This is a genomic window from Chryseobacterium sp. CFS2 (assembly GCF_036543225.1).
GTDB classification, from domain to species: Bacteria; Bacteroidota; Bacteroidia; order Flavobacteriales; family Weeksellaceae; genus Chryseobacterium; species Chryseobacterium culicis_A.
In genome coordinates, this window is the sequence record NZ_JAZHQU010000009.1 from 160,180 (window position 1) to 173,433 (window position 13,254).

Genomic DNA, 13,254 nt, shown 5'->3' on the forward strand with positions numbered 1-13,254 from the left:
TTGAAAAATACAATAGCAGCACTCGGATTGAGTGCTGTTTTTTTTTATTTTAGATTGAATAAAAAATTGCACAGAGGGCTTAATGAGCTGTAAAAGTTAATTTTACATATTCAATGATTTTCATCTTTATTATTTTCTCTACTTCTTAAACCCAAATAAATTAAAAATGAATAAGTTATGATTTTGTGGATTTAATTTCTTAATTTTGCACCCCGAAAATAAGGATTAGAGATATGAAAAAAATTGGTGAGCACAGAACACTTCTTGGAGTAGATAAAAATGTTACTTTAAAAGAATTAAAGACGATTTACAGAAATGTGATGAAAGATACGCATCCTGATAAATTTATTAATGATGAAGCCGGAAAACTGGAAGCTGAAGAAAAAAGTAAATCTGTAATTGAAGCCTATCATTTTTTGGTAAGTATTAATTCTGAAACACAGGAAAAGTACAAAGAAGAATATACTGAAACCATTACAAAATCTAATATTCAGGATTTTTATCTTGAAAAATCAATTTTAACGGTTCAGCACCTGAACGGAAATATGTATGAGTATATGGGAGTTCCTAAAAACACTTACATTAAAATGATCAACGCTGATTCACCAAGCCGTTTTGCAAGAAGACACATCTACGGAAACTTCGTGTACAGAAAGTCCGGAGAAGCGATGGCAGATTAATTTTTTACATTACAATATATAAGAGCTTTCAGTTTTTGCTGGAAGCTTTTTTATTGCCAAAAAACGGAATGTTATGTTTTGGCTAAAGCCGAATGATGAATAGTATAATAGATTTAAGCGGGCTTTAGCCCGCTCCTATTGAATATTTTCTTAATGCGCAATAATCATCATCAATAGAAATGGGCTTTAGTCCATTTACAATAACAAATAGTATCCAACGGCTTTAACCAAAACCCATATAACCCAATTTTAAATCATCAAATATCAACAAAAAAGCGCCTCAGAAAATCTGAGGCGCTTTCGGTTAATTAAAGGTTTAATTTTATTTATCTATATGTTTCGAAGTAAATCCATCTTCACTTAGCTCTCTATGTACATATTCAGCTTTCATTTCAGCTTCATAATCCACTTTTTCATGTTTACCCATTCTTCTTAAGATAGAGTCAAATATTGAATAAACTACCGGTACAATAATTAGGGTCAGGAATAATGACGATGTCAAACCACCGATAATTACCCAGGCTAATCCATTGTTCATTTCTGCTCCGGCACCTTTTGCAATTGCAATCGGGATCATACCGAAGATCATCGCGATAGTAGTCATCAAGATCGGACGAAGACGTGCGTGGTTTGCCTGAATTAAAGCATCATGCGTACTTGCACCAGCCGCTTTCCTCATATTCGCAAAGTCGACAATCATAATTGCGTTCTTCGCTACCAAACCAATCAACATGATCATCCCCAGCATCGTAAATATGTTCAATGAATTTCCTGTGATGGCAAGAATAACCATTACCCCGATCAATGCCAGAGGAATAGAAAATAATACCACGAAAGGATATACAAATGAGTCATATAATGAAACCATTACCAGGTAAACCAATACAATAGCAGCCATTAATGCAATTCCTAAAGTACCGAAACCTTCAGTCTGGTTTTCCATATCACCACTCCAGATGTAGCTTACTCCGGCCGGTTTAGTCTTTTCGTTATCCATAAATTTAGCAGCCCATTCATTGGCTACATCCCCTACAGGACGGCCTACTACTTTAGATTTTACCTTTACAGAAGGTGCTTTATCTCTACGCTCCAACAAACTTGGTCCTGAACCCATTTTTACTTCTGCAAACTGGCTGAGTCTTACCTGTTCTCCTTTAGGATTGGTAAACATAAGATTTCTTACATCTTCAATAGACTTTCTGTTTGCATCACCAAAACGGATATTAATATCATATTCATATTCTCCGGCTCTGAATTTCCCATCTGTATTTCCGTTAAATGCAGTTTGCATTGTTTGTCCTACACTAGAAAGATTTAAGCCTAAAGAAGCCATTTTATCTCTGTCAATATTCACCTGTACTTCAGGACTTCCAGAGTCAGTTGATAATTCTGCATCTACAGCACCAGGAACTTTTTTAAGTAACTCAAGAATTCTGTTTGCTTCTTTATTGGCTGTTTCGTTATCCTGAGCTGTCACTACCATTTCAATTGGTGCATTGTCTGCTCCCATTAATCCAATTGGTGCTGTTTTAAATTCAACTCCAGTGAACTTTTCTTCTAAAGCTCTCTTGATTCTTGCGGACTTGATATCTGTGCTCTCATTACGTTCAGATTTATCTACCAAAATCACCTGAATCTCTGACTGATACAATGTAGCCTGCGCTCCACCAAAACCTGATGACTGCTGACCAACTGTTGTGATCATATCTACAACATCTTTGTCTTCTCTCAGATATTTTTCAACAGCAAGAGTAATCTGGTTGGTTTTTTCTACAGATGCATCCTTTGGTAACTCCATCTGAACAAGGAACTGTCCTCTATCCATTTTAGGGAAGAATTCACCTCCAATAAATCCAAATGCAACCAACATAAATGAAGAGATCAAAATGATAAATGTTACAATAACCGTCATTACTCTTCTTAATGTCGTTTTCAAGCACCATTCTAAAATTCCTGTGATCCAGTGTGTGAATTTTTCCAGTTGCTTTTCGAACCAAAGAATAAATTTCTCAAAAGGATTTTTACCTGAAAGGTGTACCAATTTACCATATCTTGAAGATAGCCAAGGAATAATAGTAAATGAGGCCAATAATGAAAGCATTGTCGCAATAACTACGGTAACGCAGAACTGTGCCAGGATATCAGCAACCAATCCTGAGCTCATTGCAATCGGTAAGAATACCACCACAATTACCAATGTAATCGCCGTTACGGTAAATCCAATTTCCGATGCACCATCATATGCCGCACGAATTCTGCTTTTCCCCATCTCCATGTGACGATAAACGTTCTCCAAAACTACAATTGCATCATCCACAAGAATACCAACAACTAATGAAAGTCCAAGTAAACTCATCAGGTTTAAGGTATATCCCATAAGATACATTCCAATCACCGTTGCAATCAATGACATCGGAATAGAAACCATAACGATAAACGCGTTTCTGATGTTATGAAGGAAGAGTAACATTACTACTGCTACCAGAATAATCGCTAAGAATAAATCGAAAATTACATGGTCTGCAGCTTCAAGCGTAAAGTCTGTTGTATCATCTACAATATTTATTTTAATCCCCTGAGTTTTGTAATTATTCTGAACATCAGCGATTGTTTTCTTAACTAAATCTGAAACGGAAACCGCATTGGCATCAGATTGTTTTTTAACCTGAAGTAAAATCGTTGAATTCTGGTTATATCTTGCCACTTTCTCCACATCTTTCTGTGTATCAAAAACGGTTGCAATATCAGATAAACGCACCTGAGCTCCATCTTTATTGGAAACTACAAGATTATTCATTTCAGCAACATTTTTATACTTTCCAGAAAGTCTGATCGTAGATCTGGAAGTTCTCGTTTTCAAAGCTCCCGTTGGGAAATCCAAGTTTGAAGAAAGAATTGCCTGCTGTACATCTGCAATGGCAAGACCGTATCCCTGCATTTTCTTTTCATCTAAACTTACCTGAATTTCTCTTTCCTGCCCACCTACAAGGTCTACCTGGGCAACACCGTTTACACGGGAAAAAATAGGCTCGATTTTTTTATCTAAAAGATCGTAAAGATCTTTATTATTCAGTTTATCACTGGCAATACTCAAAGTCATGATCGGAAGATCATCCAGTGAGAACTTTTGCAAAGAAGGAGGATCTGCATCGTCGGGAAGATCTGCCAAAATAGCATTTACTTTTCTCTGTGCATCATTCAAAGCATAGTTTACATCGGCACCGGTATTCAGCTGCACCATAATAACCGATAAACTTTCGTAAGATGAAGATTCTACTTTTTTCACGTTTTCCAAAGAACCAACAGCATCTTCAATTTTTCGGGTTACCGAAGTTTCCACCTCAGCAGGCGAAGCTCCCGGATATACCGTAGAAATGGTTACCATATTGGTTTCAAACTTTGGAATCAACTCATACCCCATCATGGAGTAACTTAATAAGCCACCCAGCGTAAGTATCGTAAATAAAACGATAACCAGCGATGGCCTTTTAATGGATATTTCTGCTAACTTCATCTTCTGCTTACTTTACGATATTGATTTTTGAACCGTTATCAAGATTAATCTGCCCGCTGGTAATTACCTGTTCGCCTCCATTCAGTCCGCTTAAGATCTGAACTTTGTCACCGTATACTTTACCAGTCTGAACTTTAATTAATTTAGCAGTACCATTATTTACAATAAATAACTGTCCTGAACTTACTCCGTTTACAAAAGCTTCTGCAGGAACAGTCAGCATATTTTGGGTTTCAGCACCGTGATTTGTTTTAAATGTAGCAGTGGCATACATCCCTGCTTTTAAGTTTCCTTTATTCTGAACTTCAATTTCAACCGGGAAATTTAAAGTAGCATCACTTTTAGGAGCAATGAATGTAATTCTACCGCTGAAAGAGTCTTCCGGTAAAACATTAACATTAATTGAAACTTCCTGACCGAGCGCAATTCTGCCAACCTGGCTTTCGTCTACCAACACAGAAAGTTTAAGACTGTTGATATTAACAATTTCAAACATGGAAGTCCCTACAGAAACCACTGTTCCCGGCTCAACCATTTTCTTATTGATGGTACCACTGATACCTGCACGAATGCTGGTGTCATTCACTCTTACTCCCTGAGCTTTCACAGCGGCCTGTGCATTTTTCAGCTGAAGTCTTGAGTTATCAACCTGCTGTTTTGTAACACCTCCTGTTTTAAAAGCATTTTCGTAACGCTGATTATCGATAATCGCATTTTGCAAATTATTCTGAGCCTGTGTAACATCCACTTCGATGGCATCTCTCTTGATCGTTGCCAGCACCTGTCCTGCACTCACTCTTGAACCTTCTTTTACCAAAACGCTTACAATACGTCCTGAGATTTCAGAAGACTGGTTCATTTCCTGCTTAGGAATGAAAGTCCCGTTGGCAGAGTAATCTGTATCAATATTTTCTCTTGTAACAGTTACAATATTAACGTTGATTTTATCTACCTGCTTGGCAACTTCTTTTACTTCCTGTGTCTGCTTTTCTTTGTTCCCGGCAATCTTGTAAGCGGCTAAACCTATCAGTACTGCTGCTACGATGATATATATTAAAGTTTTTTTCATTTTAGTTTATTATAAGTTTTGTAGTGTGTTTAGTTCACCCTTAGCTTTTATCAGCTTGATCTCGGCCTGTTTGTAATCCAGTAATGCATTAGAATAGTTCTGTTTCGCCTGTGTCAATGCATTTTCAGAATCCAGCACCTCAGTAAGGGTTGCTAACCCGTATTGATAATTTGACTGGGTATTTTTCTGAACCCTTTCTGCCAATCCTACATTATCTTTCATGCTTTCGATATTAATCAATGCATTTTCCATGTTGGTGACTGCATTTTTATAATCTAAACTTAAGCTCAACTGAGTGTTTTCAATGTCAACATCAAGATCCTGAATATCAATTTCTGCCTGATTGATCTTTGCTTTTGTAGCTCCTCCTGTGAAAATAGGAATATTTACATTCAAACCAATTGCTGAATAATCACTCCAAAGAACCCCTTTACTAAGACCGTTTGTTAACGGGAATTTTGCTCCGTTTGCTCCCCATCCGTAGTTCGCAGTAAGATTTACTGATGGATAAAGATAAGCTTCGGTTGCTTTTTTATTGAAAACCAAAAGTTCCCTGTTTTTATTCAAAACTTTGATCTCTGTACGGTCATTAAGATTGACATTGCTCGCAATCAGCTCAGGTTTTGGTTGAATTTCTTTTTCTTCAAGCTCGATGTCTGTAGAAATCGGGATTCCCATATAAAACTTCAGAGCATTTTTTGAAAGTTCAACAGAGTTGATTAGAGTCTGCTTATTGGAACCAATATTCGTAAGCTGAACATTTGTCCTGTCTAAATCGATGGACTTTGCCAAACCATTATCAACAAGGCTTTTAATAACATTTCTTACTTTTTCAGTATTGGCATAGCTGGCTGTTACCGTTTTAAGATTTTCCTCCTGTACAAACACCTGATAATAAGCGGTTGCTACATTTTCAATAATCTGTTCATTGGTTAACTGAGCATTCAGTACATAAAACTCTCTTGTAGATTTTGCCGCTTTAAGTCCTGTAAATACTCTTTGGTCAAAAATCGCCTGCTGAAGTTGTACAGAAGCTGTTGAACCCCAAGGCTGGCCAAACTGAGCCCTGATTTTTTCTCCTCCAAATTCCAGCAAAGATTCCTGAATAATCGGATTATAGGTTAAACCCGCCGTAGCAGTGACCTGTGGCAAAGCACCGGCTCTGGCTTCATCAATCTTATATTCGGCTTTTTTGACCTGTAAAGCAGCTTTTTTAGCTTCTGCCTTATTTTGAAGTGCCTGTTTTATAGCTTCCTGCAGGGAAACCTGCTGCTGGGCAGACATCAATGTTGAGCCGAAAATCATAAATGCTGAAGCTATCCCAATTTTTAGCTTTGTAGCAGTTATACGTTTTCTATTCATAATTTTATACTTCGTTTATTTTTTATTTAATTTTCAGTCATTATTTACTTCTAATTGACGAATCATTTTCAGAAATACTTTAGTTTTTTTTAGTTTTTGAACAACATATTGATAATAATCTCTTTTCGTTCAGAAATAATCTTATCATATTCTTCATCATTAATTAATAAATTCTCCATAAACAATGGTCTTATGGCGCTTGGAAATACTAATAGAGCAACCATATTAAGAATAAACTGAACAGGTGCCATTTTCTCAATATTTCCCAATTCCATTTCTTTTTCGATATCCTTGTACATATCATTCAGGATATCTTCTTCAATTTCTCTTTGATGGCAGGTTCCTTTATTAATCTGTGATACGATATACGTTTCCAGATACGGATACTGAAGACTGGTAGAAAGGCTGCTTTCTATGAATTGGCTGATCTTTTCTTTAAAAGGCAGATCAGAATTCTGAATGATCTTCGATTTTTCCTGTTCTACTCTTTGCGCTTCATCAAAGATGATCTGGATCAGCTTATCCCTTGAACGGAAATAGTAATTAATAAGGGTTCTGTTCACTCCAGCTTCATCTGCAATCTCCTGCGTAGTAGCATCAAATTTTCCTTTCACAAAGAACAAATTCTTCGCTGTCTCCTTGATCAATTCCTGTGTTTGGTCTTTTTTTGCTTGATTTGACATTTTTGTTAAACAAATTTGTGCAAATTTATAGTAAAATTTATTTTTGACAAAATTGTTAAACAAAAAAATTAAACAAAAATGTCATGACATCCATCATGTTTCTTGATTGAAGTTTGCAATTATTTATCATTTAACAAGAGGCCTATTTTTATATCTTTGCCGCAAAAATTAATAACCGATGAAGAAAATCCTTTCGCTGTTCATGGTTTTGAACGCGGTACTTCTATTTTCACAAAATCTGCTTTGGCATTTTCAGACGACAAGTCCTATCATAGAATCTCAGCATAATATTGCTTTTAGCGGTACAGACTCACAAGGAAATATTTATGTTGGAGGGAAATATGGTCATTATGCATTTCCCAGCATCAATAGTATCACATTCGATAATATTACCAAAACTACCAGTGTGGATGAGGATTCAAGGGCTGTTATTGCAAAGTTCGACAAAAACAAAAATGTAATATGGGTAAAAGAAATCAGGTCAAAATATTCTTCATCAATTACTTCCTTAGTAGTAGATAAACAAGACAATCTGGTATTTACAGGATATACAGATGGGCATGATTTAAAATTAAACCCTAACTCAGAAACTATTTTTAATACAGGAATTAACTCTGGTAGTGCATTTATGGTAAAACTGGATGTTAATGGAAATTTTGTCTTTGGAAATATTTATAATTATGTGTATAACATGACCTGTACTATTGATTCTAATAACAATATAATCTCGACAGGAAATTATGCTAATTATCCACCTTTATTTATTACTGATCTGAATCCGGATCCTAATGTTGTATTTAATTTACCTGCTCCAAACGGTTTATTTGTTATGAAGAATACTCCTGCCGGAGCTTTTTCATGGGCCCGTCCAATTCATGCTCATAATACCCCGACAATTCATACCGTAAAGACAGACCAAAACAATAGTATCGTTATTCTTGGCCACTTTGAAGCAGGTTTGAAAATCGATAATAATAATTTCCCTTCCAATAATAGTAGTTACAATCAGGCCTTTTTAGCAAAATTCAATACGAATGGAAACTTCACCTGGTATCAGCCATTGACCTATTCAAGTATATATCTTGGAACAGCGAACTCAAAGATTGAAATTGACAATGCCGGTAATATTTATACCGCCAGCACTTATAATCAGCCGCAAAATATTGTCTTTCCAAACACAACAATCAATGCTCCTGTGGAGGGGCGTACAATGATCTATAAAATAAACTCGAATGGTCATTTGGTATGGAATTCTCTCATCAAAGGAGATGGCAGCTATGACTTTCTCTCTATTAAAATGAATGCTGACAATACGCTAAATTTTTTTGTGCGTTATACGGATAATATGATTAAGGTTGTCAATGGAAATAACAATACTGAGGAGATTGTAAAAAGAATGGATATAGGCCTTAATTATAGCTATTTGACCAACGATGCTCAAACCTATTATTTAAAATTCAGAAATGACGGCAAATTAATATTCAACAAAAGTGATTTCTCTTCTTATACTTTTGACCAAAACATAGATTATGAAGGGAATATTATTCTTACCGGAAATTACGATGGATATCAGGACTTCAATCCTGATCAGGATATTAAAGAAATAAAATATACCAATAGCGATGTAAACTCTTTTGTTCAAAAATTTGGAAAATGCTATAATGGAACTCCCGATGGAGACAAGATACAGACGTTTTGTTCATTAATAAATCCAACAATACATGATTTACATCCTAATACATCCTACACTACCTGGTATGATTCTTTAACTTCTACTACTCCTTTAAGCAGCACTACTCCGCTACAGCATAATACTATTTATTATGCTTCTGTTCAGGACGAGTCCTGCCCTTATAATAATAAAAGATTGGCGGTAAAAGTGATCATCAAAAATTCTCCACCCACATTAACTGTAAATGACTTTTATTTTTGCAGTAATGTGAATCAAATGACTTTATCCCAACTGAACATTAATAATAACCAAAATATCAGGTTTTATAATGCTGCCGGCAACCTGATGAACAGTAGTGCGTATATTATTGAAGGTGCTCAGTATTATGTTACTCAATACAGTGCGGAATGTGAGAGTGATAAAGCTCCTTTTAAAGTATTTTCAATACAAGGTGTTACCCCTACAGGAAACACCCAACAAACCTTCTGTGCTACCAGCAACCCAAAGATTTCTGATATTCAGGTTACAGGACAGAATATAAAATGGTATGATGCAGCAGGAAATATTTTACCTGCAACAACTGCTCTTGCCAATGGGCAAACCTATTATGCTACTCAAACCATTAATGGATGTGAGAGTAATAAAATAGCTATTCAGGTGACCGTAAATACTACACCTAAACCTACAGCCAATGCCAATCAGGATTTCTGTGCGTCTGCCAATCCTACATTAGAAAAAATTGTTGTAACAGGTACATCGCTTACGTTTTATAATGCTGCAGGAAATGTTATCCCAATGACAACTCCGCTTGTAAACGGACAAACATATTTTGTAACCCAGACATTAAACAACTGTGAATCTGAAAAACTGGCAATTACTGTAACGCTGTCCACAGATAATGTACCAGCAAAGGATATTACACAGGTACAATGTAATACAACTACGGCAAACTCAATGGTTGTGAATCTTCACTCTTATGAAGCCAGCATTATTAATAATCCAGGAAATTATATCTTCACGTATACTGATACTGCAGGAAATCCTATTTCCAATCCCTCGGGTTATGTTTTAAATGTGGGAACAACGCTTATCCATGTAAGAGTTGCAACTCCAGATGGGTGTTTTAAAGTGGTAAGATTAAACCTTACACTGAATCCTAAACCTATTGTTCAGCTTCCTGATACACTTGATTTCTGTGAAGGAAAATCCGTTGTACTGGATGCAGGATCTGGATTTAAGTCTTACGAATGGAATACCGGAGCAACCACCCAAACCATTACAGTAGCCACTCCGGGAACTTATACAGTGAAAGTAACCAACATTTTCGGATGCGAAAGTACAAGTTCTACTCAGGTGAGTTATTCTGTTTTAGCGCATATTGTTTCCGTGAATATTACCAACAATACAGCTACAGTTATTCTTTCTCAGAGCGGGAATTATGAGTTTTCTTTAGACAATTTCACATGGCAGGATTCCAATATATTCACCCACTTACAAATGGGAGAATATACCGTATATGTGAGAACAAAATCCGGATGTACGATCGGAAAGAAAAACTTCTCTATATTCAACATTCCTAATGCTATTAGCCCTAACGGTGATGGAATCAATGATACCTGGAGAATTGCAGGATTGGAAAACTATCCGGGTACTGAAGTCAGCTTATATGACAGAAGAGGTGCTATGGTATATAAAGAAATTATTAAAAACCGACCTTTCCAATGGGATGGAAGATATGAATCACATGCTGTCTCTACAGGAAATTACTGGTATACCATAAAAGTTTCTGACGGAAGAATCTATAACGGATGGCTTCTGATCAAGAACAGAGAGTAACAAAAAACGAGCAGAAATTTCTGCTCGTTTTTTTATGTTATAATAATTTGATTTTATCCTCTGAGATATCGATGATTTTATCTTTATAAAGTCCTCCGATTGCCTTTTTAAAGTTCTTCTTACTCATCTGAAGCTCATTCTTGATTTCTTCAGGAGAAGACTTATCTGATACATACAGAAGTCCGTAATTTTCCTCCAGCTTGTCCAGAATCTTCTGCTTAAACTCATCAATATTTTCAAAACCTTCCGGTTGTAAAGAAATATCTATCTTCCCGTCTTCACGTATTGTTTTGATGTATCCACTTTCTTCTGACAGCGGATATAGCTTTTTGAAAACATCGGAAACATAGATCAATCCAATATATTGTTTGTTGATAATCACGTTCCAACCCAGCTCACTTTCGTTCATCATAATCAGATCTACTTTGTCTCCTTTTTTGAACGGAAGCTCTTCATACTGTGGATTTCTCTTAAACTTTGTAGTCCCTGTAATCAGTTCCATATCTTCATCTACATACAGATAAACCAGATATCTTTTTCCTTCGATGATTTTGGTTTTCTGCTGCTTGTAAGGGATAAATAAATCTTTAATAATTCCCCAATCCATAAAAGCTCCACTTGGAAGACTTTGTACACAGCTCATCACCGCAAATTCACCTACTTCAGCCAATGGAATTTCAGTAGTAGCTTTCAATTTATCATCATCCTGATAGACAAAAACTTCAACCTCCTCACCTATTTCTTTTTCATCCTGAATAAAGATTTTAGGCAGAAAAGCCTTTTCACCGGATTCATCTACGAGGATCCATCCTGAATTAATTTTTTCTGAAATTGTTAAAGTTTGAGTTTTTCCGAGTTGCATTGATGATAAAATTAGCTGACAAAGGTACGGAAATTTGAAGATGCCATCCTAGTCAATACCGTTATAATTCTTTTGAAGACTTATTTTAGCCTTTCATAAAGACTGTAAAACGCTTACATTTGAATAAAAAAACAATCATGAAAAAGTATTTCATCCTACCTTTTTTCCTTTCGGTTATCTTTTCAAATGCTCAACTGCTGGAGAAAACAGCGGTGAATATTTCATATCGATATACCGGAAGAAATGTTGTGCAGGCCGGATTAGAATACAGATTTGGAGAAAGCTACGAAGGTTCTATTATTGCGGGCCCCTCTTTGCTTTATACCCGTGTTAATGAAACAGATAAATTGATTCCCGAAATGAATATCAATTTTCTCCGTGCCGGATTGTTGATTGGGGTTTCCGCCAACCCCTATTCAGTGGAACCAAGAATAGGGGTTTCACTATTTAATGCTGTATTTCTCAATACCGGATATGCTTTTCCTATTCACAGAGATAAATATTTTAAAGGAATAACCTTTGGAATACAGCTTAATATCGCTCCGAAACATTCTAAGTTTTATGATAACCTGAAAATAATGTAATCAAAAACATAGGTTTTGGCTGAAGCCAATGGAAATCCTATAAAAAATAAAAACGAGCTAAAGCTCGTTCTTATTGAATATTATAAATTAGAAATATAATCCATCAGTTCCCGTTTGCTGCTTTCAAAATCAAAGGCATCATACACCATGAAATATCTTTCTTTATCGGCACAATTTCGGTACATAGACTTCGCCAATGCCAATTTTTTATTATCAAAACTAAGGGCTTTTACCAGATCTCTTATTTGTGCAGAAGTAAACATAGAAGTACGCATCTGCTGATTGATCATGGCTACTTTCCCGTCATCAAACTTTTCATTTCTCATCATCATATCAAAAAACTGGCGGAAAGAATTGTTATCCATAACATTTCCTTGGTTATACCAGTCATCCGATTGATTTCCGTAAGGATTATTCCAGATGTCATTCCAATCATTAAATCCATATTGATTCTGAACAGGGTAAGAATCCAATAAATAGAGACCTTCATTGGTGAAAAAATCAAGTACCACTCTATTGTTATTACGAAGCATCAACGTTGTTCTGTACACCAAGAAACCACTTTCATAAATTGAAATGGGCATTCTCCCTGATGACAAATCAAAGAATCTGTATTTTCCGGAACCATTGGCCATCATCTGATCTCCAACCTCAACGGTAAAAAAGCCCTGCTCAGGAATTCTGAGAAAAACTTCTGCATATCCGTAGTTTCTGTTCCACTGATAATTTGGATTATTATTTCTGTTTCTCTGAGGAATAGTATTATTTCCAGGTCTCATCCCATCAGGGCTTTTGTTTCTTTCATTTAAGATTTTGGGAGATCTCATTTCTGTAGCTGAAGCTTCATTTTTTAATAATTCTCCTGCCTTCCCCGCTTGCTGAGCAAATGAACTCATTCCTGCCAAAAGCATCCCACTGATAAAAATCTTTTTCATACATGAAATTTTCAAAAACCATCTCCATTTTTATGCCAAACCCATATAAAAAAGGCT

At 35.9% G+C, this 13,254-nt stretch carries 9 protein-coding genes; 3 read left to right on the top strand and 6 right to left on the bottom strand.

All coding sequences use genetic code 11. From position 1 onward, the window contains the following. Positions 1-233: 233 nt before the first annotated feature. Positions 234-680, top strand: coding sequence for a KTSC domain-containing protein (locus ODR02_RS19655; RefSeq protein WP_076597776.1), 447 nt, complete (start codon positions 234-236; stop codon positions 678-680). Positions 681-1,002: 322 nt separating this feature from the next. Here ODR02_RS19655 and ODR02_RS19660 read toward each other — a convergent pair whose 3' ends face one another. The 4 genes from ODR02_RS19660 to ODR02_RS19675 all read right to left on the bottom strand — a co-directional run bounded on the left by ODR02_RS19660 (position 1,003) and on the right by ODR02_RS19675 (position 7,308). Continuing rightward, positions 1,003-4,194, bottom strand: coding sequence for an efflux RND transporter permease subunit (locus tag ODR02_RS19660; RefSeq protein WP_309513226.1), 3,192 nt, complete (start codon positions 4,192-4,194; stop codon positions 1,003-1,005). Positions 4,195-4,201: 7 nt separating this feature from the next. Then, the gene (locus tag ODR02_RS19665) at positions 4,202-5,263 is read right to left on the bottom strand and encodes an efflux RND transporter periplasmic adaptor subunit (RefSeq protein WP_209784208.1); all 1,062 of its coding nucleotides are present in this window, start codon (positions 5,261-5,263) and stop codon (positions 4,202-4,204) included. A gap of 9 nt (positions 5,264-5,272) precedes the next feature. Continuing rightward, entirely contained in the window at positions 5,273-6,625 is a 1,353-nt protein-coding gene (locus tag ODR02_RS19670) for a TolC family protein (protein WP_105682070.1), read from the bottom strand. Positions 6,626-6,714: 89 nt separating this feature from the next. Continuing rightward, complete coding sequence (locus ODR02_RS19675) at positions 6,715-7,308, bottom strand: TetR/AcrR family transcriptional regulator (protein WP_034695556.1); 594 nt, start codon at positions 7,306-7,308, stop codon at positions 6,715-6,717. A 178-nt stretch (positions 7,309-7,486) separates the two neighbouring features. Here ODR02_RS19675 and ODR02_RS19680 point away from each other — a divergent pair, with 178 nt between their 5' ends. After that, a complete protein-coding gene (locus ODR02_RS19680; protein WP_309513227.1) occupies positions 7,487-10,816 on the top strand; it encodes a gliding motility-associated C-terminal domain-containing protein in 3,330 nt (1,109 codons plus the stop codon). 37 nt (positions 10,817-10,853) lie between these two features. Here the strand turns inward: ODR02_RS19680 and ODR02_RS19685 are convergent, their stop codons facing one another. Continuing rightward, entirely contained in the window at positions 10,854-11,678 is an 825-nt protein-coding gene (locus ODR02_RS19685; protein ID WP_209784206.1) for a CvfB family protein, read from the bottom strand. Between the two features lie 137 nt (positions 11,679-11,815). Between ODR02_RS19685 and ODR02_RS19690 the strand changes: the two genes are divergently transcribed. Continuing rightward, complete coding sequence (locus ODR02_RS19690; protein ID WP_209784205.1) at positions 11,816-12,262, top strand: hypothetical protein; 447 nt, start codon at positions 11,816-11,818, stop codon at positions 12,260-12,262. An 80-nt stretch (positions 12,263-12,342) separates the two neighbouring features. On the opposite strand, the gene ODR02_RS19695 is transcribed toward ODR02_RS19690, so the two are convergent. Further along, the gene (locus ODR02_RS19695; RefSeq protein ID WP_209784204.1) at positions 12,343-13,197 is read right to left on the bottom strand and encodes a DUF4476 domain-containing protein; all 855 of its coding nucleotides are present in this window, start codon (positions 13,195-13,197) and stop codon (positions 12,343-12,345) included. Positions 13,198-13,254: the final 57 nt, after the last annotated feature.